Raw genomic sequence first — 26,923 nt, 5'->3', positions numbered from 1 at the left:
TAGCGGGGACGTTGCCATCCTGTGCCGCCGTGGTCACATTTCGCAGTTGCCGCCGTCAATGACATCGGATGACAGCTGTCACTGCCATCGCCGATGCACCTGCCTTCATGCTGTGCCGCACGCTCCACCGCCGGAACCGCCGCTGCCTGCCCTTCCGGTCACACCCGCCCGAACGCCTGTGATGGAACGAATGAACGCTTCTGCCGAGCTGTTGAAGGAACTCCGTATCGACCGCAAGTCGCCACCGCCCGCCTCCAGTGGCGGCAGTGGTGGCCGCCGCTGGCTGTGGATCGCCGTGGCCGTGATCATCGTGCTGCTGGCCGGTGGTGCATTCGCACTGTTCGGCCGCGCGCCCACCGTGGAAGTGGACACCGCGCCGGCGGTGGCCATCCAGCAGGGCAGCGCCAGCAGCTCGGTGCTCGACGCCAGCGGCTACGTGGTCGCCCGGCGCATGGCCACGGTGTCGGCCAAGATCACCGGCAAGGTGCGCGAGGTGATGATCGAAGAAGGCATGCGGGTGGAACAGGGGCAGATCATGGCCACCCTGGACCCGATCGATGCCGACGCGCAGCGCAACCTGTACGCCTCGCAGCTGCAGGCCGCACGCAGCCAGGTGGTCGGCCTGGAAGCCCAGCAGAAGCAGGCCGCCGCTGAAGCCAGCCGCCTGCAGGCGCTGGTCGGCCAGCAGCTGGTCTCGCGTTCGCAGTACGACCAGGCCGTGGCCCAGCGTGACAGCCTGCGTGCGCAGCTGGAAACCGCACGACGCAACGTCAAGGTTGCCAACGACCAGCTGTCCATCGCCGACCTTGGCGTGGACAACAACATCGTGCGCGCGCCGTTCTCCGGCGTGGTCACCGCCAAGGCCGCGCAGCCCGGCGAAATCGTCTCGCCGCTGTCGGCCGGTGGTGGCTTCACCCGTACCGGCATCGGCACCATCGTCGACATGGAATCGCTGGAGATCGAAGTCGAGGTCGGCGAAGCCTTCATCGGCCGCGTGCAGCCGAAGATGCCGGTGGAAGCCACGCTCAACGCCTACCCGGACTGGAAGATCCCGGCCGAGGTGATCGCCATCGTCCCCACCGCTGACCGCGGCAAGGCCACGGTGAAGGTACGGGTCGCACTGAAGGTGAAAGATCCGCGCATCGTGCCGGAGATGGGCGTGCGGGTCAGCTTCCTGGAACAGGCCAAGCCGCAGACCGAAGCCAAGCCACAGGGCGTGCGCGTTCCGGCCACTGCGGTGGTCGAGCGTGAGGGCGCGTCGGTGGCCTTCGCACTGGGCGATGACAACCGTGTGCAGCAACGCACGGTCGAGGCGGGCCAGGCGATGGGCAAGGACCGCCAGATCCTCAAGGGCGTTAGCGCGGGGGAGTCGGTGGTGGTCAACCCGCCGGACACCCTGCGCGACGGCACCAGGGTCAAGCAGAAGCAAGCGCAGTAACGGCCCGGCGCCCGCATGGCGCCACCGGCAGTACCGCTGGAAAGCACCACTGTTCGACGCGTGCCGGCCGTTGGCCGGGACGCATCCCCGTTTCCCGCCTTTCGTGGAGAACCACCCATGTCGACCCTGGTTTCACTGCGCAACATCACCAAGACCTACCAGCGTGGCCCCGAAAAGGTGCAGGTGCTGCACGGCATCGACCTGGATATCGCCAGTGGCGATTTCGTCGCGCTGATGGGCCCGTCCGGTTCCGGCAAGACCACCCTGCTCAACCTGATCGGCGGCCTGGACAACCCCACCGGCGGCGAGATCAGCATCGAAGGCGAGCGCATCGACCAGATGAGCGGCGGCCAGCTGTCGACGTGGCGCAGCCATCATGTCGGCTTCGTGTTCCAGTTCTACAACCTGATGCCGATGCTGACCGCGCAGAAGAACGTGGAACTGCCGTTGCTGCTGACCCACCTCAGCGCGGCGCAGCGCAAGCGCAATGCCGAGATCGCGCTGACCCTGGTCGGCCTGGCCGACCGCCGCAGCCATCGCCCCAACGAACTGTCCGGCGGCCAGCAGCAGCGCGTGGCGATCGCCCGCGCGATCGTCTCCGACCCGACCTTCCTGATCTGCGACGAACCTACCGGCGATCTTGACCGCCAGTCCGCCGAAGAGATCCTGGGCCTGCTGCAGCAACTCAACCGCGAACACGGCAAGACCATCATCATGGTCACCCATGACCCGAAGGCTGCCGAGTACGCCACCCACACGGTGCACCTGGACAAGGGCGAGCTGGCCGACGCGCCGCTGGCCCACTGACGGAGGCCACAGCGATGAAATACTTCTCGTTGGTCTGGGCGCAGCTGTTCCGCAGCCGCACCCGCACCCTGTTGACCCTGCTGTCGGTGGTGGCCGCGTTCCTGCTGTTCGGCATGCTCGACTCGGTGCGCGTGGCGTTCTCGTCCGGTGGCAGCGTGGAAGGTGCCAACCGGTTGGTGGTGGCTTCGCGCCTGTCGATCACCCAGTCGCTGCCGATCCGCCTGGAAACGCAGATCCGCCAGGTCAGCGGCGTGCGCGATGTCACCTACGGCATGTGGTTCGGCGGCATCTACCAGGACCCGAAGAACTTCTTCCCCAACTTTTCGGTGGCGCCCAACTACTTCGATGTCTACCGCGAGCTGCAGATCGACCCGGCGCAGCTGCAGGACTGGCAGCAGACCCGTACCGGCGCGATCGTCGGCGAGACGCTGGCCAAGCAGTTCGGCTGGAAGATCGGCGACACCATCCCGCTGCAGGCCACCATCTTCCCGCGTGGCGGCAGCAACGACTGGCCGCTGGAACTGAAGGGCATCTACCGCTCGAAGGATCGCGCACTGGCGGCCAATGAAGAACGCCAGTTGATGATGAACTGGAAGTACTTCGATGAGTCCAACGACTACATCAAGAACCAGGTGAGCTGGTACACGGTGACGCTGGACAACCCGGAGCAGTCGTCGAGAGTGGCGCAGGCCATCGATGCGATCTCGGCCAACTCCGACCACGAAACCAAGACCCAGACCGAATCGGCGTTCCAGCAGGCGTTCGTGAAACAGTTCGCCGACATCGGCATGATCGTCACCTCGATCATGGGCGCGGTGTTCTTCACCCTGCTGCTGTTGACCGGCAACACCATGGCCCAGGCGGTGCGTGAGCGCGTTCCGGAACTGGCCACGCTGAAGACGCTGGGCTTCAAGGACAGCACGGTGCTGACCTTGGTGATGGTCGAATCGGTGCTGCTGATCGGCCTCGGTGGACTGATCGGCATGGGACTGGCGGCGCTGATCCTGCCGGCCATCAGCCCCAAGAGCATGGGCATGCTGCCGCCGCACGTACCGACGCCGACCTGGCTGGTGGGCATCGTCCTGATCGTGGTGATCGGCATCGTGGTCGGGCTGCTGCCCGCACTGCGCGCCAAGCGCCTGAAGATCGTCGACGCGCTCGCCGGCCGCTGAAGAGGACACCGACATGAACAAGCTCAAGAAGTGGCTGGGGAACGCGGTGACCGTGCTGCTGCTGGTCGTTGGCCTGGTGGTTTGGATCAGCCTGCCGTGGATCGGCGTCGCTGCCATCGCGGTGCTGCTGGGGCTGTGGCTGGCGCTCACCCGCAGTGGCCGGCTGGCCCTGGCCGCCACCCGCATCGGCATCGCCAGCCTGCCGCAACGCTGGGGTGCCTCCTCGGTGATCGTGGTCGGCATCGCCGGCGTGGTCGGCGTACTGGTCGCGATGCTGGCGATGGGCGAAGGCTTCCAGGCCACGCTCAACAACACCGGCGATGACACCACCGCGATCGTGCTGCGCGGCGGTTCGCAGGCCGAGACCAACTCGGTCATCACCCGCGAACAGGTCCCGACGCTGTCCACCCTGCCCGGCATCACCCGCGATGCGCAGGGGCGGCCGCTGCTGTCGCCGGAACTCTCGCAGGTGGTCAACCTGGTGTCCAAGGCCGATGGCACCGACGTCAATGCGCAGTTCCGCGGTGTCGGCCCGCAGGCGTGGGCCGTGCATGACAAGGTCAAGATCGTCGAAGGCCGCCGGTTCGCCGCCGGCCTGCGCGAGATCGTGGTCGGCCAGGGCGCCAGGAGCCAGTTCCGCGACATGGATGTTGGCAAAACGCTCACCTTGGGCAACCAGACCTGGACGGTCGTGGGCGTGTTCGCTACCGGCGATGCGCATGACTCGGAACTGTGGACCGACGCCGACACGCTGGCCACCACCTACCAGCGCAGTGCCTGGCAGTCGATCAGCGTGCGTACCGACGGCAAGGCCGGCTTCGAGCAGTTCAAGGCCGCCGTGGCCGCCGATCCGCGCCTGAAGCTGGACGTGGAAACCACCCGCGTCTACTACAGCAAGCAGGGTGGTGGGTTGACCAAGCTGATCGACATCCTCGGCAAGGTGATCGGCACCATCATGGCCGTAGGCGCTGTGTTCGGTGCGCTCAACACCATGTATGCCGCCGTGGCCACGCGCGCACGCGAGATCGCCACCATGCGCGCGATCGGCTTCCGTGGCCTGCCGGTGGTGACTGCGGTGATGCTGGAAACCATGCTGCTGGCCCTGCTCGGCGGACTGCTTGGCTGCGCGGTGGCATGGCTGCTGTTCAACGGCTACAGCGTGTCCACCATCGGCAGCAACTTCAGCGCGGTGGTGTTCAAGTTCCATGTATCGCCGGAACTGCTGTGGAGCGGGCTGAAGTGGGCGCTGGGCATCGGCCTGGTGGGCGGGTTGTTCCCGGCGCTGCGCGCGGCACGCCTGCCGATCACCACGGCGCTGCGCGAGACCTGAGCATCACGCATTGATTTATTGAGCGTTGCGCAGGGGACGGGGCGAAGGCTCCGTCCCTTTTTCGTTCCCGGAATTCAGAAGTCCACCGACGTGGCTTCAGATGGCGGGGTACGCGAGGCCAGATGCTGACGCAGGGCTTCCTCCGGCGCACATGCCGTGCACAGCGGGTGCTGATCGCCCGTATGCCTGTCGAAGAAGATCGGTCCATTGCCGGCCAACGCATCCGATATCTCGCCGGATTGCAGGTAGCGCAGCGATTGGAAACAGAACAGCCAGCCTTCGACGACTTCATGCTCGTGCGTGATGACAACCGGTTCATCGTCGGTGGCAAGTGCAGCCTCCACTCGGCGGCGTGCCTCTTCGAGGTGGATCATCCCTTCATCTCCTTCTTTCGACGACAACGCGAAGAGCGTTTCATGCGGGACGGAGTACCACAACTGATAGCTACGTGCGTACTGCGATGCGTTGTTGCAACCACTCAAGCGTGCCGGGTTCGTGCCGCTATCGGTGCCTCTGCCCATCGCAAGCGCATCGCGCGTGACGTTGCGCACAGTGCACCTGTGGATTGTTGGTTGCGATTCATTTTCGCGGCGTTACAGCGCGCGCGGACAAACAGTTACCGATGAAAACACTCTAGAATCCGGCCCCCACGTTGGTTTGCAGCACCCCACGCGTCCATAGAACGGACGCATGTTTTTTCTGAAACACGAGATTTCACGGATGTCCCTGAAGACCACCCCGCTGCGCAACGCGATCGTCATCGCGCTGGCCGCCAGCTGCACCACGCCCGCTTTCGCACAGGAAGCCGGCGATACCCCCACCAACCTCGACCGCATCGAGATCACCGGCTCGCGCATCCGCCAGGCCAGTGTCGAGACCGCGCAGCCGGTGGTGGCACTCAACCGCGCCGACATCGAGAAGAAGGGCTACGTCAACGTTGCCGACATCCTGCAGGACGTCACTGCAGCCGGCGCACCGAGCCTGAGCCGTTCGTCCTCGCTGAGCTCCTCGCGCGATTTCGGCGGCATGTATGTCAGCCTGCGCAACCTCGGCCCGGAACGCAGCCTGGTGCTGATCGACGGCCGCCGCATGGGCGTCAGCGCCGGCGGTTACTCCGACCTGGCCTCGATTCCGTCGGCGATCGTGGAACGCGTGGAAGTGCTGACCGATGGCGCCTCGGCGCTGTACGGCTCGGACGCCATCGCCGGCGTGGTCAACATCATCACCCGCAAGAACTTCGACGGTGGCGAAGCCAGCGTCTATGTCGGCCAGTACGGTGAAGGCGACGGCCAGAAGCGCTCCTATAGCGCCACCTTCGGCAAGACCTTCGACCGCGGCTGGTTCAGCGTCGGCGCCGAGCGCACCAAGGAAGACGAAATCCTCGGCGATGCGCGCGAGTTCAGCCGCTACCCGGGTGGCCCGCGCCATGCCGACGACGTCGACGCGCTGAGCCCGACCACCCAGTGGGGCACGGTCACCGTCGGTGGCAAGCCGCTGACCGTGGGCCCGGGCGGCGACCCGAGCAGCGCTGGCAACTTCCACACGCCGGATCCGGCTGACGGCGCCAACGCCAAGACCAACATGAGCCTGTTGAGCGGCCTGGAGCGCACCTCGGTGTTCGCCAACGGCGGCTTCTCGATCACCGACAACCTGCGCATCGTCGCCGATGCGCTGTACAGCAAGCGCGAGTCGACCAAGCACCTGGCCGGCTACCCGTACTCGGTCTCGGCTGCGCAGTCGCGCAACGGCACGCGCGCTGCGCTGTCCAAGGACAGCACCTTCAACAAGTGGGGCCAGGACGTGCTGTTCTCGCACCGCACCGAAGAGCTGCCGCGCGGTACCGAGAACACGCTGGAAACCAAGCGTGCCAGCCTCGGCCTGGAAGGCAGCTTCGAAACCGGTTCGCGCTACTGGGACTGGAACGTCAGCTACATGTACAACCGCAATGAAGGCGAGCGCGTTGGCACCGGCAGCATGTACCAGCCGAACGTCAACCTGGCCGTCGGCCCGTCCTTCATGGACGGCGACGTGGCCCGCTGCGGTACACCGGGTGCGGTGATCGCCGGCTGTGTGCCGTGGAATCCGGCTGCGCCGATGGGCTACACCGGCCCGGGCTCGCTGGGCAACCAGGACGTGCAGGACTACCTGTTCACCCGCTTCGTCGACAAGATGCGCAGCACCACCAAGGTCGCCAGCGCCAACATCTCCGGCTCGCTGTTCAACCTGCCGGCCGGCGACATCATGGGCGCGATGGGCTTTGAGCACCGCAGCGAAGAAGCCAGCTACACCCCGGACCTGATGGTGCAGAAGGGCCAGATCGCCGGCACCACCGGCCAGCCGACCCGTGGCGACTACTCGCTCAACGAGGTCTACCTGGAAATGCAGGTGCCGCTGCTGGCCGACATGGCCTTCGCCCGCGAGCTGTCGCTGGACCTGGCCGGTCGCTACACCGACTACAACACCTTCGGTTCGACCACCAACAGCAAGTTCGGCCTGAAGTGGAAGCCGATCGACAGCCTGCTGGTACGCGCCACCTACGGCACCGGCTTCCGTGCACCGACCGTGGACGATCTCTACGGCGGCGCGGTTTCCAGCCGCGATTCGTTCACCGATCCGTGCGATACGAAGTTCGGCATCGCCGCCAGCAGCCCGACCGTGGCAGCACGCTGCCAGGCGCTGAACGTGCCCGCCAACTTCCGTCAGCAGACCGGTTCGGACGGCAACCTTGCCAACCGCCCGGGCCAGCAGGCCACCTCCGATTTCAACTCCGGTTCCAACCCGGAACTGAAGCCGGAAACCGCCAAGACCTGGACCGTCGGCCTGGTCTACAGCCCGGAATTCGTGCAGGGCCTGGACGTCAGCCTGGACTGGTGGAAGATCCGCATCGACAACGCCATCGTGGGCGAGTCGGCTACCGACATCCTCAACCAGTGCTACGTGCAGGGCGTGGATTCGGCATGCGGTCGCTTCACCCGTTCCACCGCTGCGGCCACCCGCGGCCAGGTTTCGGCGCTGGATCGTTCGCTGGTCAACGCCGGCTACCGCGAAACCGCCGGCTATGACATCGGTGTGCGTTACCGCCTGCCGGAAACCGCATACGGCAAGTTCGCCATCAACTGGAACACCACCTACACCGACTACCTGGAGCAGCGCAACGACAGCGCCGCCACCACCCCGGTGGAGCAGCGCGTGGGCTGGGCCGGTGACTTCCGCGTACGTTCGACCTTCAACCTGGATTGGCAGTACGGCAACCTCGGCATCGGCTGGACCGCCCGTTACTACTCGGGCATGAAGGAAGCCTGCTCGTACGATCTGGGCGGTGGCCCGGACTGCAACATGGCCGACTTTGTTTCGCCGTATACCGATGCACAGCCGAGCCGCAAGGTGGGTTCCAACACCTTCCACGACCTGCAGGTGCGTTACAGCCTGCCGTGGGATGGCACCGTGTCGTTGGGCCTGAACAACGTGTTCGACCACCAGGGTCCGATCATGTACAGCCAGCCCAACAGCAGCTTCACCTACTACGGTGGCTTCGACATCGGTCGTTTCATGTACATGAAGTACCAGCAGCGCTTCTAAGCCTGCAACCGCGTTCCCGCCCCGGCCAACTCTCTCCTGGCCGTGGATGGAAGCAGAACGGCGCCCCTCGGGGCGCCGTTCTTTTTTGCGGGGTCGGATCCCTTTGCATCGCGAAGGGATCTGACCCCGGAGGCGCTATCGTTTCGCGCCGCGCATCGCCCGTACGTTGTCACCGACGTACAGGACCAACCCGGCCCAGATCGCCGCAAAACCAATCGCCTTGCCGGTGTCGAACGCTTCGTGGAAGAAGAACACGCCCAGCAGCAGCTGCAGGCTCGGTGCGATGTACTGCAGGATGCCGACCAGCGACAGCGGGATGCGCTTGACCCCGTAGGCGAAGCCGATCAGCGGCACCGCCGTGATCACCCCGCCGAAGATCAGCATCAGGTCGTTTGCCCAGCCCCAGCCACCGAAGAAGCCACCGCCATGGCCGTTTTCCGACCACAGCGCGAAGCCCAGCGCGGGCAGGAACAGGTACAGGCTTTCCACGCCCAGCCCGGCCACCGGATCGACCGACACCAGCTTGCGCAGCAGGCCATACAGGCCGAACGAGCACGCCAGGCCCAGCGCGATCCACGGCGGCGTGCCCGCATCGATGGTCAGCCAGGCCACGCCCACCGCGGCGATGGCTACCGCCAGCCACTGCACGCGGCGCAGGCGCTCCTTCAGCACCAGCACGCCCAGCAGAACGTTCACCAGCGGGTTGATGAAGTAGCCCAAGCTGGTTTCGATCACATGTCCTGCGTTGATCGCCCAGATGTACAGGCCCCAGTTGGAGGCGATGGTCAGGCTCGATACCGCCAGGATCGGCAGCGCGCGCGGTTGCGCGGCGATCTTCTTCCACCAGCCCAGCCGTGATGCGATCAGCAGCCAGGCCACCACCAGCACGGTGCTCCAGATGATGCGGTGGGCGATGATCTGGAACGAAGGCACTTCGTTGAGCAGATGCCAGTACACCGGCACCAGCCCCCACAGCACGAAGGTGGAGGCAGTGATCAACAGGCCCCGTCGCTGTTCTTTCTCGTCCATGCTCATCGCTTGCGTGTCCTTGCCATCGTCAGTACCACCACACCCAGAAGTATCACCGCCATGGCCAGGAAGTCGCGCCAACCAAAGCGTTCACCATTCAATGCAGCCCCCAACAGGACAGCAATCACCGGATTGACGTAGGCATAGCTGCCGGCCAGCGCCGGGCGCACGTTCTGCAGCAGCCAGACGTAAGCGGTGAACGCCACGATCGAACCGAACACGCACAGGTAGGCCATCGCCAGCAGGCCACCGCTGTCGGGCAGGGTGGTGGGGCGCTCGCCGACGACCAGGCCGATCAGCACCAGCAGCACGCCACCGCAGATCATCTGCCCGGCGGCCGTCATGAACGGCCCCGGCAGATCCTGCCCGCGTGCCCACACCGAGCCGAACGCCCAGCCGACCGGCGCGATCAGCAGCAGCACCAGCCCGGTGGGCGATGCGGTCAGGCTGCTGCCGGCGTTGAGCCAGACCACGCCGACGAAGCCAACGGCGATGCCCAGCCATTCGCCCTTGCTGGCATGCTGCCCGCGCAGGGCCGAGAACAGCGCCATCCACAACGGCACCGAGGCCACCGCGGTAGCGGCCAGGCCGGATGACACCTCGCGTTCGGCCAGCACCACCATGCCGTTGCCCAGCACCAGCATGGTCACGCCCATGATGACCAGGTTGCGCCACTGCCGCAGGGTGGGTCTGGGCATCTTCCAGAACAGGCGCAGCGCCAGGTACATCAGGCCGCCGGCAATGATGAACCGGCTGCCGGAGACCATCGTCAGTGGCAACGCGCCGCCATGCAGGGCCTTGGCGATACCCAGGTAGGTCGATCCCCAGACCACGTAGACCAGCAGCAGTGCCAGCACGACAAGGCCGCCCCGTGGGGCAGCCGCAGACGGAACGGGGGGAGCCGACATGACACACCAGGGAGCTGGGGGAACACGGATTTTAGGACGTTTTGGTTATGGTCCGGCAGCCCATGTAGTGGCACGCTGTCATCCATCCATGCCCCGCCCGCCCCTTCCGGCACCCGGCGTTGACGTGGGTTGCAGTACCAAGGAGGCTGGCCGGCAGCGCACCGCGCGCCTGGCAGCGCAATTTCCCGCATGGACGCACCGCATCGAGGATCCCCACCCGGATGAGCACTACGTCCCAATCCGCTGTCCCCAGCACCGACGGCGCCGCCCTGCGGCGTTCCATCTCCAACACCCTCAAAGGCTCCGCCGGCAACCTGGTGGAGTGGTACGACGTCTACGTGTACTCGGTGTTCGCCGTGTACTTCGAATCGCAGTTCTTCTCGCCTGAAGACAAGAACTCCACCCTGTACGTGTGGGCGATCTTCGCCGCGACCTTCCTGATGCGCCCGATCGGCGCATGGTTCTTCGGTCGCTTCGCCGACCGTCATGGCCGTCGCCTTGCATTGACCGTGTCGGTCACGCTGATGGCCTTCTGCTCGTTCATCATCGCCATCACCCCCACCGCTGCCAGCATCGGCATCTGGGCGGCGATCATCCTCCTGTTCGCGCGCCTGCTGCAGGGCTTCGCCACCGGTGGCGAGTACGGTGCCAGCGCCACCTACATGTCCGAGGCCGCCATTCCGGGCCGCCGCGGCTTCCTGTCCTCGTTCCACTACGTCACCCTGGTGGGCGGCCATGTGCTGGCACAGCTGACCCTGTTCGTGATGCTGACGTTCTGGGCCAAGCCGGAAATCTCCGAGTGGGGCTGGCGCATCGCCTTCGGCATCGGTGGCATCGCCGCCGTGGTCGTGTTCTGGCTGCGCCGTGGCATGGACGAGTCGCTGTCGGAATCCTCCATCGAAGCCGCGCGCGAGGGCAAGGACAAGAAGTCCGGCTCGATGTACGAACTGTTCGTGCACCAGTGGCGTCCGCTGCTGCTGTGTTTCCTGATCACCGCCGGTGGCACCATCGCCTTCTACACCTACTCGGTGAACGGCCCGAAGATGATCCAGAGCGCCTTCGCCGGCAACGACCCGATGACCGGCACCCTGATCAACCTGGGCGTGCTGGCCTTCCTGATGGTGTTGCAGCCGGTCGGCGGCTGGCTGTCGGACATCATCGGCCGCAAGAGCCTGCTGGTGTTCTTCGGTGTGGGCGGCGTGCTGTACAGCTGGTACCTGATCACCCAGCTGCCGCACCAGCACGATGCCACCCTCGCCTTCCTCACCCTAGCACTGGGCTTTGTCATCCTCACCGGCTACACCTCCATCAACGCCGTGGTGAAGGCAGAGCTGTTCCCCACCCACATCCGTGCGCTGGGCGTGGGCTTCGGCTATGCATTGGCCAACTCGCTGTTCGGAGGCACCGCGCCGCTGCTGTACCAGGGCGCATTGAAGACCGGCCACGTGGACTGGTTCGCCATCTACGTCACCGCGACGATCGCGGTATCGTTGGTGGTCTATGTGTTCTTCCTCACCAACAAGGGCCCCAACTGGCTCGACGGCACGCGCAAGTAAGCGCGCCGTAGTGATCGCGGCCACCGGTGCAATGCCGGTGGCCGCCGCGTCTCCTGCCACGCCGCTGGTATGGCTCGCACTGGGTCTGGGCGCGGCAACCCTGCTGGCATGGCTGATCCGCCGGCCCGGCGCCCAAGCGAGTTGGCCACGTATCGGCTTCGGCATTGCCCTGCTGGCGTTCTGCGCTGCACTGATGCTGCAGCTGGCAGTGGATCTGGGCAACGGTACCAGCACCCTGCATCTGCGCCTGAGCCGGGGCATCAACCCCGCACCGGTGGCCAGCCTGCGTACGATGGTGGCCTGTTACCTGGGCGCGCTTGCCTTCGCCGGTTGGGGCGCGTGGAAGCTGCTGCGGCCACGCGGCTGAAGATGCGGTAGTGCCGGCCGCTGGCCGGCATCTGCACATCCGTTCGGAAGGTTCATGAGGTTGCCGGCCAGCGGCCGGCACTACCATGCGTAAGGTTGCCGGCCAGCGGCCGGCATTGCCGTGCGTTTACCGGCGGGCGGCTTCGCTCTTCTCGCGGGCGCCGTGGAATTCCGATTCCTTCTCCCACTGCGGCCAGCGACGGCTGTTGGCCAGTTCGGCGCCCAGGTCATAGACCAGCAGGGTGTCGGCCGCGTGGCCCGCCGGATCCCAGCTCGGCGTCCATGCATCGCAGGCCTGGTGGTAGCAGTCGGCGAAGTACTTCTCGCGCAGCGCGCGACCGGCCTCGACGCCGCCCTCAAGCTTGTCCAGGCCCGGGCCGATGGTGATCGCTGGCACGCCCAGGCGGGCGAAGGCGAAGTGGTCGGCACGGTAGAAGAAGCCGGCTTCCAGGTTCGGATCCGGGCTGTAGCTGCGGCCACGGGCCTTGGCCACGCGTTCCAGATCGCCTTCCAGCGACACCCGGCCCTTGCCCCACGAGGCGATGTCACGGGTGGCACCATCCGGGCTGAACATCTCGATGTTCAGCACCGCAGCGGTCTTGTCCAGCGGCGCCAGCGGGTGCGCGGCGTAGTAGCTGGCGCCCAGCAGGCCCTTCTCTTCGGCGGTCAGGGCGACGAAGTACAGGGTGCGCTGCGGCTGCGGGCCGGCGGCGAACACCCGGCCCAGTTCCAGCACGGTGGCCACGCCGGTGGCGTTGTCGATCGCACCACGGCGGATACGATCACCCTTGGCGTCGGCCTGGCCGATGCCGAAGGCATCCCAGTGCGCCGAGAAGATCACCGCCTCATCGGCGTGCTCGCCGCCGGGCAGCTTGGCCACCACGTTGCGGGTCACCACCTGCTCGCGCTTGAGCGCGAAATCGACGCTCAGCTTCGCGTTGTCCAGCGCAACCGGGCGGAAGTCCGCACTCATCGCCTTGCGCTTCTCTGCATCGAAATCCAGGCCGGCGTCGGCGAAGATCTGTTCGGCCAGCTCACGCTGCATCCAGCCACGCAGCGGCGTGTGCTGGGCCATCGCCTCGGCCTGGCCGCGCTCGATGTCGAACAGCGGCGAGGTGCCCGAACTCTTCACCGTGGCCCAGCCATAGGCGGCCGGTGCGGTCTCGTGCACGATCAGCACGCCTTCGGCACCCCGGCGCGCGGCTTCCTCGAACTTGTAGGTCCAGCGGCCGTAGTAGGTCACCGCCTTGCCATCGAACGCACCTGGCGCGTCGGCTTCAAAATCGGCATCGTTGATCAATACCACGGCGATCTTGCCGTGCAGGTCCACGTCCTTGTAGTCATTCCAGTGGCGCTCGGGCGCGTCGATGCCGTAGCCGACGAACACCAACGGCGCCTCCTTGATCTGCACGCGCTTGCGCGGCTGCAGGCTCTGCAGGGTCACGTCCACACCATTGGCCAGCGCGCGCTTGCCGCCCTTCAGGGCGAGACTGGCCTTGGCCGGGCCATCCAGCTGCGCGCGCACCAGCGGTACCGGCTGTACCCAGCTGCCGTCCACGCCACCCGGCTGCAGGCCGTAGCTGCGGAACTGCTCGATCAGGTACTGCACGGTGCGTTCTTCACCTTCGGTGGCCGGTGCGCGGCCTTCGAATTCGTCCGATGCCAGCACGCGCACATGACGCGACAGCGCCTGCGGATCGATGCCGCCGCCGGGCAGGTCATTGGCCGCATGGGCCAGGCCACCGACGAACAGGCAGGACGACAGCAGCAACACGCGCATCGGGTTCACGGCAACACCACGGCTAGCTTGAAAGTCACCAGAGTGTAACGTGGTCATGACATCGCGGCGCGGTCCGGGACCGTGTCATCCACGCATGGCGTGGATCTACCAGGGGCGCAGCGGATCTCCGCCGCCAGGGAGTGCGCAGGTCAGCGCGATACACGGTCCAGCCAGCAGGCCAGGCCCTGCGCGTTGAGTTCGATATCCATCGCCAGTACTTCGCCCACTGCAGCCTGGTCCAGCGCGCAGCCATGCTGCTGTGCGCGCTCCAGGTACAGCGCCTGCAACGCGGCCAGCAGGCAGCGATGACGATCGGGGCGGCCGTCGCACTGGCGGCCGATTGCCGCCATCGCATCAATCTGTTCGAACAGATCCTCGGCCAGCTTTTCGACCTGTTCGACACGACCGTAATGGGTCAGGTACATCGCCTGCGGTGCGTAACCGAGCATGCGCTGGATCGACGCCTTCATCGCTTCCGGGTCGAACTGCACCGGCGACGAGGTGGGGAAGATGAAAGCGCCCTGCGCGCTGTCCAGCTCGCGGTAGGAGATACCGAAGGTATCGCCGGTGAACCAGCTGCGGCTGCGCGCATCCCACACGCAGTAGTGGTGCAGCGCGTGCCCCGGGGTATGCAGCAGCACCAGCTCGCGGCCGGCCAGGTCGATGCGCTGGCCGTCGTCAGCCACCACCACGCGCTGCTCGGGAATCGCTTCGATGCGGCCATAGCTGCGGGCGATTTCCTCAGCGCCATAAACGGCCGTGGCACCGGCGATCAACCGGGTCGGATCGATCATGTGCGGCGCGCCGCGCGGGTGCAGCACCGCGCGCGCATTGGGCAGCTGCTGCATCAGCAGGCCAGCGCCACCGGCATGATCCAGGTGCACATGGGTCAGCAGCAGCCAGTCCACCGCCTCCACGCCCAGCCCGTTGTCGGCCAGGGCCTGCAGCATTGCCGGTACCGACAGGCCGGTACCGCAGTCGACGAACGCGGCGCGACCGTTTTCGATGATCAGGTAGGCGGCATCGAAATCAGGCCGTTGGAAACCGGTATCGATGGTGTGGATGCTGGGATCGGCGGTCATCGACGCTCACCTGGCAGGATCGGGAACAGACACCCATGGTAGGCGCGCCGGCATGGCGTGATCGATGCGGCTTTGGTCGGATGGTGCCGGCCGCTGGCCGGCAATCCCGGGTTAGCCAGTTGAATGCAGTTGCCGGCCAGCGGCCGGCACTACCGATCAGCTGCAGCGCAAAGCGAATCGCGGCCGCAGCAGCAGCGCCAGTACCAGCACCGCCAGGAACGCGCCATAGGCATACAGCACCGCCAGCACCTGCGGCCAGATCGGCCCGGCGCCCGGCTGTACCAGACCGATGTGGTGGCCCCACAGCATCGCCACGATGCTCAGGGCCAGCGCCAATGCCAGCGTAGTGCTATCGAACAGGCGTCGCCGCGCGGTACGCGGCTGGCGCGGAAACAGCCAGTACAGGCTGCCCAGCAGGATGAACCAGGGCAGGAACAGCAGCAGCGACAACCAGGCCATTGCAGACTCCATGTCATCGCGCCTGAGGCGCGCGGACATCATGCCATGGGTGCACTGCCGTGGTAGTGCCGGCCGCTGGCCGGCATTTCGCCCTCAACAGCGCCGACCAAGGTCGGCATCTACCGATCAGTCGGCGCGCAGTACGGCCAACGCCGCCAGCACCGCATCCACCTCGGCTTCCAGCTTGAACAGGTCGCTCTGCAGCTGGTCACCCTGCTCGGCCTGCTTCAGCACCGCGATCAGCTGGCCGGCATCGCGCGGCGAGTCGAAGCCTTCGCTCTGGATCAGCAGCGTGCCGTCACCGGCGGTCAGCTTGAAGTAGAAACGGCCGTCCTTCTCGCGGTACTGCTTGAACAGCGGCGGAGCGGCGCGGGCTTCACCGGCATCTTCGCTGGCGATGTCGCCGGCATCGGACAGATCACGCAGGCCCACCGCATGGCGCAGTTCTTCCAGCAGCGGTGCTGCCAGCTGCTCACGCAACTGCTGGCCACGGCGCTTGAGCAGTGCTTCGATCTTCTCCGGCTCGGCCATCAGCGCGTTGTAGCGCTCGCGCAGCGGCGACAGTTCGCTGTCGATGCGCTCGAACAGCTGCTGCTTGGCATCGCCCCAGCTGATGCCATCGGCGAAGGCCTTGGCGAAGGCAGCGGTCTGCTCCGGGGTGGCGAACGCCTGGTACATCTGGAACAGCGCCGAACCTTCGGTGTCCTTCGGCTCGCCCGGGGCACGCGAGTCGGTCAGGATCGAGAACACCAGCTTCTTCAGCTCCTCGCGCGGCACGAACAGCGGAATGGTGTTGTGGTAGCTCTTGCTCATCTTGCGGCCATCCAGGCCCGCCAGGGTTGCCACCTGCTCGTCGATCACCACGTCCGGCAGCGGGAAATACTCCTTGCCGTATACGTGGTTGAAGCGCTGGGCGAAGTCGCGCGCCATCTCGATGTGCTGGATCTGGTCACGGCCCACCGGTACCTGGTTGGCCTTGAAGATCAGGATGTCGGCCGCCATCAGCACCGGGTACATGAACAGGCCGGCGCTGACACCTGCGTCCTCGTCCTGGCCTTCCTCCCGGTTCTTGTCCACCGCCGCCTTGTAGGCATGGGCGCGGTTGAGGATGCCCTTGCTGGCGATGGCAGTCAGGAACCACATCAGCTCGGTGGTCTCGCGGATGTCGCTCTGGCGATAGAACCACACGTGTTCCGGGTCCAGGCCACAGGCCAGCCAGCTGGCAGCGATCTCCAGGGTCGCGCGCTGGGTGCGCTGCGGGTCCTGCGACTTGATCAGGCTGTGCAGATCGGCCAGGAAGAAGAAGCTCTCGATGTCCGGCGCGCGGCTGGCCGCAATGGCCGGGCGGATGGCGCCAACGTAGTTGCCCAGGTGGGGCGTGCCGGAGGGGGTGATGCCGGTAAGGACTCGGGTCGTCATGACTGCGTACGGAAATCTTCTATGAACGCGGCCAGTTTACCGTGCACACGGTCAACCCCGTCAGGGCCTCCGGCGCGTTCATTCACCCAACCCCGCTGGAGACGCCCGATGAAACGCCTGCTGCCCCTGCTGCTGATCCTGCCCCTGGCCGGCTTCCGCCCGGCTCCGCTGCCCCCGCCGATGCCGCAGGACGGCCCGGTGCGCGTGGCCCTGGTCGACCGCGACCGCGGTACCGAGCTGCGCAGCTACCCGGCCGACGGCCAGCGCTGGGTGGCCGGTGAGCGCGGCCACCGCTATGCCGTGCGCCTGTACAACGACAGCCCGCGACGGGTGCTGGTGGTGCTGTCGGTGGACGGGGTCAACGCCATCTCCGGCGAAGACGCCGATCCCTCGCAGACCGGTTACGTGCTCAACCCTGGCCAGCGCGCCGACATCACCGGTTGGCGCAAGACCCAGGACGAAGTGGCCCAGTTCGTCTTCAGCAGCCCCAGCGGCAGCTATGCCAGCCGCACCGGCCGCCCGGACAACGTCGGCGTGGTCGGCGTGGCGGTGTTCGAGGAAGCACGTCGCTGGTACCCGCGTCCGCAGCCGATCCTGCGCGGTCGCGCCGGGCCGGCACCGGCGTCGGCCGAAGCCTCGGCGGCGGCCGACGCCAGCGCCAGCCGCATCGAAGGCTATTCGGCCAAGTCGCAGGCACCCGCACTGGGCACCGGGCATGGTGCGCGCGAAAGTTCATCGGTGCGCGATACCGATTTCGAACGCGCCACCCGCAGCCCGGCACAGGTGCTGCAGCTGCGCTACGACAGCGCCCGCAACCTGCGTGCACGCGGCGTCCTGCTCGATCCGCCCTCGCGTCTGGATCGCCAGCCACAGGCCTTCCCCAACCGCTACGTGCCCGACCCGCCGGCGCGCTGATCTGCGCACAGCACAACGCCCGCACCTTCCGGCGCGGGCGTTGTCGGTGGGGGCATAACGCGGGCGTTCGACGCGCCGTTACTTGTAGTCCGGGTAATCCTTGTGCATCGCCTTCTCGAAGTCGCGCACTTCGGTTTCTGCGCGGTCCTTGGCCCAGCCATAGCGCTCCTGCAGGCGGCCCGCCAGATATTCGGCATTGCCCTCGGCCACATCGAAATCGTCATTGGTCAGATCGCCCCACTTCGCCTGGGCCTTGCCCTTGAGCTGGGACCACTTGCCGGAAATGATGTCTTTGTTCATTGCTGAGGCTTCCTTGGTATGCAACGGCGTTGTTACCGTGGCTGCAGCATCGCGCAGTGCACGTTGAAGCACGGTCAACCGGCCATGAAAGCGCCGCTCACCTGCTTGAATGGTTCACTACCGGTCGGCACGCGGCGTACACACGCAGCAAACGCACATGAAAAAGGCCGGGAAGATCCCGGCCTTTTCCGTAGTGCGCACCACCTCAGGCTCAGTTGCCCTTGGCGGCATCCTCAACCTTCTCACCAGCCTTCTGCACGTCCTTGCCGGCACCGGCAACGGTGTTGCAACCGGCCAGCAGGGCCACCGAGAACATCGACAACAGCATCAGGGCAACTACGCGCTTCATGGGCTTCTCCTTGGGTTTGCCGCTACACCGCTCAATCACGGGGTTCGGTTGTATTGATCGGGGCGGCAGGCTGGCTCGAAGCCAACACTGCCGCGTGAGGTGCAATCTGGCGGCAGGGGCGTGGAGCGCGTGTGAACGGTTCGTCCAACCGTTCAGGCTGGATCCTCTCAGTCGCGCATCAGGGTCGATTTCCCGAACAGGCTTTCGACCAGGTCCACGGCCAGTTCGGCGGTGCTGTTGTGGTTGTCCAGCAGCGGATTGAGTTCAACGATATCCAGCGAGCCCATGCGGCCACTGTCGGCGATCATCTCCATCACCAGCTGCGCTTCGCGGTAGTTCACCCCGCCCGGGACGGTGGTGCCCACGCCCGGGGCAATACTCGGGTCGAGGAAATCGACGTCGAAGCTGACGTGCAGGTGGGTGTTCTCGTCGATGCCGGCCAGCGCCGCTTCCACGGTACGCTTCATGCCGTTCTCGTCGATGTAACGCATGTCGTAGACATCGACCTTGTGGGTCTTGATCAGGCGCTTTTCTTCCGGGTCCACCGAACGGATGCCGATCTGGTGCACCTGTGAAGGCTGGATCGCCGGCGAAGTGCCGCCCAGCCTGGTCAGCGCATCCGGGCCGAGGCCGCACAGGCAGGCCACCGGCATACCGTGGATGTTGCCCGACGGGGTCACCTCACTGGTGTTGAAATCCGAATGCGCATCCAGCCACAGCACGCGCAGGTCCTTGCCCTGCTCGCGGCACCAGCGCGCGACGGCAGTGATCGAACCGATGCCCAGGCAGTGGTCGCCGCCCAGCATGATCGGCATGCGGCCGGCCTGGAGTTCGGCGTAGCTGGCTTCCATCAGCGCGTGGTTCCACGCCACCACCTCGTCCAGGTGGCGATAGCCCTGCACCGGCGCGGTCCACGGGTTGCGCGGGCCGTCCAGGTTGCCGAGGTCGCGCACGTCCACGCCACGCGCTTCCAGTGCTTCGGGCAGGCCCGCCACGCGCAGGGCTTCCGGCCCCAGCCGGGCGCCGCGATGGCCCGCCCCGATGTCGGTGGGGACGCCAATCAGGGTAACGGCGGGATGATGGGCCATGGGTGCCTCCTGCGAACGAAAAAGAAGCACAGTCTAGCCAGACGCATGTGACACCACTCGCGGCGGTGCAGCAGGGAATGACGGCGCCATGGCGCAAGTGGGCAACGGGCAACCACGCGTAGGACTTACCCGGCCTTGTGAATCAGAAATTCTTCCGCCTGTGATGGGGCTCACCACACTGACGGATACGGCTCTATCGCTTTCCCGTCAGCGCAGCGAAGGTGCTCGCCCCAAAATAGAGGCAAGGATGTTCCTGCGTTGAATCGAAGAAAACTCTTACCCAGCTTCTCGACGCTGTTCAGCAAGCGATTATGTATCGGCACGCTGACAGTGTTGACGGCGTCCTGCTCGGTATCTGGCGGCGACACCTCGGCAGGGCACGCGCCACTTCTGGAGATGAAGCGTGCCGCATCAACCCATGAAATGGCCGATCCGCGTAGTGCAAGGACCGATGAACAGCCATCCACCGGGACGCTCAATACGCGCATAGCATTAGGACCCAAGGCGTTTCTGATCGACATCAAGAGTCCCGAGTACATAGGAGATGCAACAAGCTACATCGACGAGAGAGTACAGCGATCGAAAGCAGGCGACAGCCAGGCAAGCTACGAAATACACGCAAGGGTTGCCAGTTGCAAACGCGCCCTCGATCCCGGTGACGACGGTGAGTACAAGGTGTACTCATCCATGGGTCTTGCCGAGCAGTTCTCGAGGCGTATCGAAGAAGAAATCGAGAACTGCAAGGCGATTGCCGAACGAACCGACATCACGGGAGAAAACTGGCTGTCACTGGCAGCCGCCCAAGGGTCGATTGAAGCCCGACTCATGTACGCCCAGAACCCTCGTGCGGCCATCGGCGATCTCACTGACGTTCTGTCAGACCCCAGCAGGCTGATCGACTATCGCCGGAACGCTGTGGAGTATCTAAGCGAATCTGTTTCCTCAGGGAACGTGGATTCGATCGAAGCTCTCGCAAACATCTATGACAGAGGAATAGTCGCCGAGCGCTCCTACACCAAGAGTCTCGGCTACTGGATGGCCCTGCAGCGCGTGCATCCAAGCCAGTACTCCGCGGAATCGATAAGCCGCCTGTTCAGCAGCATGCAGACAGAGCAGATCATTCATGCGCAAGAGCTCTCAAGTGATATCTACCGATCATGCTGCGAACGACTCTCGATTGATAATCCTACGCACCAAGAATAGACAGACGGCTCAATCATGTGAAGACGAAGATACTTATTGCGGCAATCGCAGTCCTGGCAGCAGTCGTCGCACTTCCATTCGCGCATGCGACCTGACCCCTCGGAAACGCTTCATCCGTATTCGGCCCAGCGTCCTGCGCGCAGTGCCGTGGACAAACCCCACTTCCAGATACAGCAACCAGAGTTCTTCTGACCAGATACACGCAGGTGACGAACAAGAACAATTCTGGAACCTTCAAGGAATCCATTCAACCAGGCTCCAAGGTCATCGTCTGCAACGCGTCCCACTGCGTGACCTACCAAATGACCGATAGCCAGGACTGGAATGGGGCTTCGCGTGAGCCCATCACGACGAGCCATCCCCCTCGCGGCGGCGGCGGGAATGGGAATGGCGGCGGAGGCGGCGGCGGCGGTTACACCGGGCCCATCAGTGGCGGCAGCCATGGCGGAGGGGGCGGCGGAGGGTCCGGCAAAGTCACCGTCGGGCCGGCCAAACCGTCCCGCCCCACCCACGAGGATTGACGGAGCTACGCGATAGCGTCATTGGCCTGCTTCTGCAGGCCAATTCACGCGCGAGCAGCCACATACCCGACTGCAAAGCATGGGACACAGACTCAGCGCCGCTTGATCGGCGTCACGCTCTGCACCCGGCCGTCGTTGCGCATCATGCACAGGAAGCGGCCCTCGGGATAATCGATGATCAGTTCCTGGTAATCGGTGCCGACCGGCACCTGGGTCACCAGCGTGCCCTGTGCGCCTTTGCTTGCATTGCACGAACCGAGCGCGGTATCGCCCGCTGGCGCGCGGACTGCGGCCTTGGACATGTTGCGGAACGTCGCGCGGCAGCCGCCATTGACCCAGACCGAATGCCGCGACAGGCCCCAGTTGCTGCCCTGCTCGCAACGGGTACGGCTGAGCTGGCGCACGATCTCCACATTGCCACGCGTGTCCATGTCACAGGACACCTGGCGCTGGTCGGTGGATTCGCAGGTCACCTCGCGTGGCAGTGCTGCATCGTCATCGCGATCCTGATCACGGTGGTGCCTGCCGCCTTCCACGGCAGCCGCCGGCGTGCCGTTGTTGCTGACCTGGCAGATGCCGTTGGCACCGCCGCGTCCGGTGTAGCTGACCTGCGGCGTACCGTCGTCACCGGTGCTGATTGAAAGCGTGGTGCCGCTGCTGGCATCGCGCGCTTCGAAGTAGCGATCGTTGAAGCGCTTGAGCGTGGTTTCGCGGCCCTGCACGTAGACCGGCCCGCCTTCGTCTGCATGGACATCCAGCCCACCGGGGCAGCTGGCATTGAAGAACGGCACGGCGGCCATCGCCGGTGCTGTGAAGGCGCTGGCGAGCAGCGCGACGGTCAACGGCAAGCGGTGGCGGCGCATGGTCGGCTTCCTTGTGAGAATTGAGCGGAGGGCGCCAGTATGGGGGCTGCCGGAGTTGCTCGACCGTGAGGAATATCAAGCAACCGATCACGGGCCGCAGACCACCGCCATCAGGCCAGCGCTATCATCGGGCGGATCACACGGACGTCCGGTATGCACACATGGCAGCTCCTCCCTTCGACCACGCGCAGCAGCAGCTGCTGGCGCTGCAGCAACGCATCCATGCCTTCAATCTGGACAGTGCCGCCGAGCATGAACTGGATATCCAGGACCCGGCCGGCCCGCTGTGGGCCGCGCTGCAGGAACGGGTGACCGTGGCGCCATTGTACGGCGGCCTGCACGTGGAGTTCTTCGGCAACCCATGGGAAGAGCCATTCGCATGGACGCTGGCCTGCCTGTCCGACCAGCGCGTGGCCGATGCGATCATGTCGCTGTCGTTCACCGGCCCGGACGAAGGGGCCAATGGCACGCGCGAGTGGGCGTTCACCGCGCTGCTGGACAGCGATGTGCGTTTCCCGCGCCTGCGCGCATTGTCGATCTCCCCCACAGAGCCGGCCGACCACAACATGTCGCTGGTGCAGCGCGCGGGCACCATCATGGAAGAAGACGGCGAGATCGCCCGCTTCGTTTCCAAGGCCCCGTATCTGAGCGAACTGGTCGTGCCGAATGCACCGGACGCCGCGTTCTTCGAGGTTCCGCTGCCACACCTGCACAGCCTGCGCATCGGCGGTGGCTCTGACACCCAGCGCTTCATCGACAACCTCGCCGCATCACGCAGCCTGCCTGCCTTGGGCCTGCTGGATTTTTGCGAATCGACGGAGCTGCAGTTCTCCTGGGCCGACGCGCGCGTGGCTGAAGCGGTCACGCCTTTCGCGGCCTATGAGCGCTTGTTCGCCAGCGATGCCTTCGATGCGCTGCATACCTTCCGGTTGCGAAACAGCGCGTTGGATGTGGCGCAGCTGCAGACGCTGCAGGCCATGCGCCCACGGTTGTCGTTCATGGTCATCCAGGCCGCGACGGGGGGCTATGTCAGCCATTTCGCCAAGGATGTGTTTCCGTGGCGCCACCTGGTGCCGGGTGATCCGGGGACGCGTTGATCGCCGCGCGGGTGCGTATGATGGTTGAGTGGGCCGCTTGGTGACGCGGTTAGGTTGGCTTGACACGGCACGGCGGCGTTACGCCGCACGATCGCGGCGCTACGGCCTGCTTCAGGCTCTAATAGTACGCCGCGCAGGATGTCGTTTTTGCCTTGGGATTGGCCACGACAAGCCAATTGCGATAATTCATTTTTCCTTTCAAACAGCGCGATGCCATCGGAACAATCGACTGGCACCCCGTGATTCTGCGTGCGCATGATGAATCGCCATCGACAACGGATGGCCGGGGCTTCCAATCCCGAATGAGTTGAGTTGTTTACGCTTGTCAGCCGGCGCCACCACCTCGGGGGTGGCGTCGGCTGGCAATCCGTCTGCTGCGTTACGGCGGGCGGTGCGTGGGGGCCTCGCGCCCACCGGCTTCTCAACTCACCGGTATTGGAAACCACGCATCGTCCGCCACCCCCTGCGGTGGCGCCTCTCTTGTACCCGAGGATGCCCACATGCCCGTTCCTGACTATCCCTATCTGACCGCCACGCTGGGCGACGCCGCCGAACGCCTGCCCCCCGAGCTTGCGCAGCCGTTGGAAGCCGCGTTCGCCGCCGCCGTCGATGTCCCGGACCCCATCACGTTGCAAGGCTGCCTGCTGCGCATCCGCAATGGCGATGGTGCCGACGGTCAGCCGTGGCGCGGGCCAACGCTGACACCCGGCCAGGGCATGGCCATGGCACGCGCCGACCGCGCCGCTGCCGGGCTGACCACCTTGCTGGAAATATTCCACGCCGCCGAGCGCGTGCGGGTCGATGGAGGCGACGAGCAGCAGATCGGCGACGGAACGCGCGAAGGGCTGCTGCTGGCGTGCCGGGGATTGGCGGAGTATGTGGAGCTGCAGCTGCATGCGGCGTAGGCACACAGACACTAGCCGGCCCCATGCAACAAAAGGGGCAATGGAGATTGTCGGGAGATGGTGCCGCTTATCCGAATCGAACGGATGACCTACTGTTTACAAGACAGTTGCTCTACCAACTGAGCTAAAGCGGCACGGGGTGAAACGCCGACGGCAGCGCCGTGGTTTGGGAATTCTAGCGCAGTCGCGTGCATTCCAGCGACCGTTGCTGCGCGGCGCCACTGCGCTGCTGCGCCTGGGCCGGTTCGCTGCCGGTGGCCAGCTGCCCTTCCAGCCACCATTGGCCGGCATCGCCACTGGCCACCAGGCGCGGCTGGAAGCCGGCGGCCTGCACCGCGGCCATGCGCCGTTCGGCGCCCTCGCGGTTGCGGTACTGGCCCAGCGCAATGGCGTTGGTCTCGTCGCCCTGGCTGATGATGTAGTAGTCGCTCAGCCCGGCAGCGACGATGCGCTTGACCGTGGCCTGCGCGTCATCGCGGCTGGCGGCGGCGGGCAGCAGCACGCGGTAACGGGCGCTGCCGCTGGCGGCGGGCTGCTCGCGCAGGCGCACCTGGCTCAACAGGTTGCCCGCACGACTCTGCGCAGCGCTGGCAGCGGCGCGGTCGGCGAACGGGCCCAGCGCCAGGCAGCGCGGCGGTACGGCCGGGGCTGCGGGTTTCTCGGCCACCGGTTCGGGCGCTGGCTTGGCGACGGCGGCCATCGGCTCAGGCGCCTTCACTGGTTCGGCGGGCTTGCTGGGTGCTGCAGGCATCGCCGCTGCCGGTGCGGGTGCAGCGGCCACTGCGGTAGCCGGCGCCGCCTCACGCTCCACCAGTGCTTCAGTGGGGGCCGCTGCCGAGGCCTGCGCGGCCACGGCCGCATCGGTGCCACCGGGCAACCAGCGCAGCTCGGCCACGCCGGTCGGGGGCGGTGGCAACGGCGCCCGCGCGGGTTCATCGCGCAACAGCCACCAGGTGGCAACACCAAGATTGAGGATCGCCAGCACGACGATCAGGGCACGGATCAGCATGCGCCGATACTAGCCTGCGGGCTGGTGCACCGCCCAGCGGGCGAGGCCATCCAGCACCAGCGAGGGGTGGTAGTCGGCGCCGTCCAGCAGCGGCATCAGCGCGGGTGCACCACCGCCATGCACCAGCAGCGACGGCATCACGCCCAGCAGCGCCTGTGCCTGGCGGGCGCTGCGTTCAACCAGCGCCACGGCGGCACCATCGCAGCCGGAGGCCAGCGCATCGGCGGTGTCGTTGGCGAATTCGCTGTAGTCACCGCCGCTGGCCGGCAGCTGCACCGCGCGCGCGTGCAGCGCCTCGCGCATGGTGGTCGGCGAGGCGGAAATGCGTCCACCGTGATGCTGGCCGTTGGCATCAAGCAGGTCGATGGTCAACGCGGTGCCGACACCGACCACCAGCACCGGCCGCTGTGCCTTGGCGGCAGCCAGCAGCGCCAGGAAGCGGTCGACACCGAATTTTTCCGGCTTGGCGTAGGCAATGCGTACACCCGCACACTGGGCGCTGGTGCGCACCACATGCACGTGCTCGAAGCGGCGCTGCAGCTGATCCAGCATCGCGCTGGTCAGCGATGGCGCGGCGACGCTGGCCACAAACGCGGTGCCGCCACTGGGCAGGCTGTGCGGCGGTTGCCCGGCCATGCCTTCGGCGCCATGCGCCCAGGCCTGCACGTCACCGGCACGGTCACCCTGCAACGGCGCGAACTTGAAGCGCGAATTGCCCAGATCGAACAACCAGTCGCTCATGCTTTTCTCACACTGACTTCGCCGGCATGCAGCAGGCGCTCGCGGCCATCGATACGCACGCGCAGCGCGCCATCGTCAGCCAGGCCGAGCGCGGTACCGTGCTGCCATTCGCCATCCAGCTGCACGCGCACTTCGCGCCCGGCCAGCATGTCGAACGCTGCGTAACGCAGCAGGAACGGCGCCAGCCCTTCCCGGTCGAATTCCTCCAGCGCCGGTAGCAGCCGTGCCAGCACCGCGGCCACCACCGTGTTGCGATCCACCGACGCGCCGGCCAGTGTGTCCAGGTCCACCCACGGCTGGGTGATCTGTTCGGCGAAGGCCGGCGGCATGTGCACGTTGATGCCGATGCCGATCACTGCACGCGCCGGGCCGGCGTATTCGCCACCACCCTCGGCCAGCAGGCCCACCAGCTTGCGGCCATCGACCAGCACGTCGTTCGGCCACTTCAGCTGCGCCTGCGTGTAGCCCAGGTCGTGCAGGGCTTCGGCCACGGCGACGCCGGCGACCAAACTCAGCCCGGCCAAACGGCCCAGGCCACCCTCGAACAGGCGCAGCACCGACAGATACACATGGGCGGCCAGCGGCGACGCCCAGGTGCGCCCGCGACGGCCACGGCCGCCAGTCTGGCGCTCGGCCAACAGGACGCTTACACCGCGCTGGGGCGCGCTGCAGCGCAGCAATTCGGCGTTGGTGGAGTCCACCGTCCAGGCCACCTGCAGGTCGTGCAGCAGTGCTGCGGCCTCCTTGGGCAGGCCGGCGCGGATGGCCCCGGCGTCCAGCAGGTCGACCGGCCGGGTCAGCCCGTAGCCCTCGCCTGCGCGACCTTCAACCTCGACGCCAGCGGCCCTAAGCCCTTGAATTCGCTTCCAAATGGCGGCCCGGGTCTGGCCCAGCTCACGGGCCAGGGCGTCGCCGGACAGGCGACCGGCAGCGAGTTTGGCCAGCAATTGGCGATCGTCCACGGCAGCTTCCACAAGGTCAGGACGGAATTATGCGGGAAACCCGCC

Annotated in this window: 25 protein-coding genes and 1 tRNA gene; 11 read left to right on the top strand and 15 right to left on the bottom strand. The window is 65.9% G+C overall.

The features are described 5' to 3' along the window. Positions 1-190: 190 nt before the first annotated feature. From BW38_RS01875 to BW38_RS01890, 4 genes are all read left to right on the top strand, one after another. Positions 191-1,438: an efflux RND transporter periplasmic adaptor subunit gene (locus BW38_RS01875; protein ID WP_032978286.1), complete on the top strand. Its 1,248-nt coding sequence runs from the start codon at positions 191-193 to the stop codon at positions 1,436-1,438. 117 nt (positions 1,439-1,555) lie between these two features. Continuing rightward, a complete protein-coding gene (locus tag BW38_RS01880; RefSeq protein ID WP_025878346.1) occupies positions 1,556-2,245 on the top strand; it encodes an ABC transporter ATP-binding protein in 690 nt (229 codons plus the stop codon). A gap of 14 nt (positions 2,246-2,259) precedes the next feature. Then, entirely contained in the window at positions 2,260-3,417 is a 1,158-nt protein-coding gene (locus tag BW38_RS01885; protein ID WP_032978283.1) for an FtsX-like permease family protein, read from the top strand. 13 nt (positions 3,418-3,430) lie between these two features. Further along, positions 3,431-4,747 carry an ABC transporter permease gene (locus BW38_RS01890; protein ID WP_025878344.1) on the top strand — a complete coding sequence of 439 codons (1,317 nt, stop codon included), beginning with the start codon at positions 3,431-3,433 and terminating at the stop codon, positions 4,745-4,747. A gap of 74 nt (positions 4,748-4,821) precedes the next feature. On the opposite strand, the gene BW38_RS22145 is transcribed toward BW38_RS01890, so the two are convergent. Continuing rightward, entirely contained in the window at positions 4,822-5,298 is a 477-nt protein-coding gene (locus BW38_RS22145) for a YrhB domain-containing protein (RefSeq protein WP_235190002.1), read from the bottom strand. Between the two features lie 169 nt (positions 5,299-5,467). On the opposite strand from BW38_RS22145, the gene BW38_RS01900 reads away from it, so the two are divergent. Then, the gene (locus tag BW38_RS01900; protein WP_032978277.1) at positions 5,468-8,326 is read left to right on the top strand and encodes a TonB-dependent receptor; all 2,859 of its coding nucleotides are present in this window, start codon (positions 5,468-5,470) and stop codon (positions 8,324-8,326) included. Positions 8,327-8,461: 135 nt separating this feature from the next. Here BW38_RS01900 and rarD read toward each other — a convergent pair whose 3' ends face one another. Continuing rightward, positions 8,462-9,361 carry an EamA family transporter RarD gene (gene rarD / locus BW38_RS01905; RefSeq protein ID WP_032978274.1) on the bottom strand — a complete coding sequence of 300 codons (900 nt, stop codon included), beginning with the start codon at positions 9,359-9,361 and terminating at the stop codon, positions 8,462-8,464. Then, positions 9,358-10,263, bottom strand: coding sequence for a drug/metabolite exporter YedA (gene yedA / locus BW38_RS01910; RefSeq protein WP_025878341.1), 906 nt, complete (start codon positions 10,261-10,263; stop codon positions 9,358-9,360). Before yedA ends, rarD begins: the two co-directional genes overlap by 4 nt. 221 nt (positions 10,264-10,484) lie before the next feature. On the opposite strand from yedA, the gene BW38_RS01915 reads away from it, so the two are divergent. Both BW38_RS01915 and BW38_RS01920 read left to right on the top strand, forming a co-directional pair. After that, positions 10,485-11,819 (top strand): MFS transporter, encoded by a 1,335-nt coding sequence (locus BW38_RS01915; RefSeq protein ID WP_032978271.1) that lies wholly within the window; start codon positions 10,485-10,487, stop codon positions 11,817-11,819. A gap of 31 nt (positions 11,820-11,850) precedes the next feature. After that, positions 11,851-12,186, top strand: a complete 336-nt coding sequence (locus tag BW38_RS01920; RefSeq protein ID WP_051585157.1) for a hypothetical protein — start codon at positions 11,851-11,853, stop codon at positions 12,184-12,186. A gap of 126 nt (positions 12,187-12,312) precedes the next feature. Here the strand turns inward: BW38_RS01920 and BW38_RS01925 are convergent, their stop codons facing one another. The 4 genes from BW38_RS01925 to BW38_RS01940 form a co-directional block, all read right to left on the bottom strand. Continuing rightward, positions 12,313-13,965 carry a M28 family metallopeptidase gene (locus tag BW38_RS01925; protein ID WP_032978269.1) on the bottom strand — a complete coding sequence of 551 codons (1,653 nt, stop codon included), beginning with the start codon at positions 13,963-13,965 and terminating at the stop codon, positions 12,313-12,315. Positions 13,966-14,114: 149 nt separating this feature from the next. Continuing rightward, on the bottom strand, positions 14,115-15,047 hold the full coding sequence (locus tag BW38_RS01930; protein ID WP_032978267.1) for an MBL fold metallo-hydrolase: 933 nt from the start codon (positions 15,045-15,047) through the stop codon (positions 14,115-14,117). A gap of 156 nt (positions 15,048-15,203) precedes the next feature. After that, positions 15,204-15,506, bottom strand: a complete 303-nt coding sequence (locus BW38_RS01935) for a hypothetical protein (RefSeq protein ID WP_032978265.1) — start codon at positions 15,504-15,506, stop codon at positions 15,204-15,206. A 126-nt stretch (positions 15,507-15,632) separates the two neighbouring features. Further along, complete coding sequence (locus BW38_RS01940; RefSeq protein ID WP_025878334.1) at positions 15,633-16,925, bottom strand: tryptophan--tRNA ligase; 1,293 nt, start codon at positions 16,923-16,925, stop codon at positions 15,633-15,635. A 108-nt stretch (positions 16,926-17,033) separates the two neighbouring features. Between BW38_RS01940 and BW38_RS01945 the strand changes: the two genes are divergently transcribed. Continuing rightward, a complete protein-coding gene (locus BW38_RS01945) occupies positions 17,034-17,840 on the top strand; it encodes a hypothetical protein (protein WP_032978262.1) in 807 nt (268 codons plus the stop codon). Positions 17,841-17,918: 78 nt separating this feature from the next. Here BW38_RS01945 and BW38_RS01950 read toward each other — a convergent pair whose 3' ends face one another. From BW38_RS01950 to rocF, 3 genes are all read right to left on the bottom strand, one after another. After that, positions 17,919-18,140: a CsbD family protein gene (locus BW38_RS01950; protein ID WP_025878332.1), complete on the bottom strand. Its 222-nt coding sequence runs from the start codon at positions 18,138-18,140 to the stop codon at positions 17,919-17,921. A 211-nt stretch (positions 18,141-18,351) separates the two neighbouring features. After that, positions 18,352-18,489: an entericidin A/B family lipoprotein gene (locus tag BW38_RS01955; protein ID WP_019661832.1), complete on the bottom strand. Its 138-nt coding sequence runs from the start codon at positions 18,487-18,489 to the stop codon at positions 18,352-18,354. Between the two features lie 167 nt (positions 18,490-18,656). Beyond that, a complete protein-coding gene (rocF, locus tag BW38_RS01960; protein WP_032978254.1) occupies positions 18,657-19,577 on the bottom strand; it encodes an arginase in 921 nt (306 codons plus the stop codon). A gap of 258 nt (positions 19,578-19,835) precedes the next feature. On the opposite strand from rocF, the gene BW38_RS01965 reads away from it, so the two are divergent. Then, a complete protein-coding gene (locus BW38_RS01965; protein WP_152543338.1) occupies positions 19,836-20,780 on the top strand; it encodes a hypothetical protein in 945 nt (314 codons plus the stop codon). A 613-nt stretch (positions 20,781-21,393) separates the two neighbouring features. On the opposite strand, the gene BW38_RS01970 is transcribed toward BW38_RS01965, so the two are convergent. Then, a complete protein-coding gene (locus BW38_RS01970; protein ID WP_032978249.1) occupies positions 21,394-22,164 on the bottom strand; it encodes a DUF3011 domain-containing protein in 771 nt (256 codons plus the stop codon). A gap of 161 nt (positions 22,165-22,325) precedes the next feature. Between BW38_RS01970 and BW38_RS01975 the strand changes: the two genes are divergently transcribed. Then, the gene (locus tag BW38_RS01975) at positions 22,326-23,261 is read left to right on the top strand and encodes a hypothetical protein (protein WP_032978246.1); all 936 of its coding nucleotides are present in this window, start codon (positions 22,326-22,328) and stop codon (positions 23,259-23,261) included. Between the two features lie 500 nt (positions 23,262-23,761). After that, positions 23,762-24,166, top strand: a complete 405-nt coding sequence (locus BW38_RS01980; protein WP_032978243.1) for a hypothetical protein — start codon at positions 23,762-23,764, stop codon at positions 24,164-24,166. A gap of 58 nt (positions 24,167-24,224) precedes the next feature. Here the strand turns inward: BW38_RS01980 and BW38_RS01985 are convergent. The 4 genes from BW38_RS01985 to birA form a co-directional block, all read right to left on the bottom strand. Then, a tRNA-Thr gene (locus BW38_RS01985) sits at positions 24,225-24,300 on the bottom strand. 41 nt (positions 24,301-24,341) lie between these two features. Beyond that, entirely contained in the window at positions 24,342-25,175 is an 834-nt protein-coding gene (locus BW38_RS01990) for an SPOR domain-containing protein (RefSeq protein ID WP_032978242.1), read from the bottom strand. A gap of 9 nt (positions 25,176-25,184) precedes the next feature. After that, positions 25,185-25,916 carry a type III pantothenate kinase gene (locus BW38_RS01995; RefSeq protein ID WP_025878323.1) on the bottom strand — a complete coding sequence of 244 codons (732 nt, stop codon included), beginning with the start codon at positions 25,914-25,916 and terminating at the stop codon, positions 25,185-25,187. Next, on the bottom strand, positions 25,913-26,878 hold the full coding sequence (gene birA, locus BW38_RS02000) for a bifunctional biotin--[acetyl-CoA-carboxylase] ligase/biotin operon repressor BirA (RefSeq protein ID WP_032978357.1): 966 nt from the start codon (positions 26,876-26,878) through the stop codon (positions 25,913-25,915). The genes BW38_RS01995 and birA overlap by 4 nt, the downstream gene beginning before the upstream one ends. Positions 26,879-26,923 lie beyond the last annotated feature (45 nt).

Origin of the sequence: Stenotrophomonas sp. RIT309 (assembly GCF_000632045.1) — a bacterium.
GTDB lineage: Bacteria > Pseudomonadota > Gammaproteobacteria > Xanthomonadales > Xanthomonadaceae > Stenotrophomonas > Stenotrophomonas indicatrix.
The sequence above is the reverse complement of the archived record's forward strand: the minus strand, read 5'-3'. Positions and strand labels throughout refer to the sequence as shown.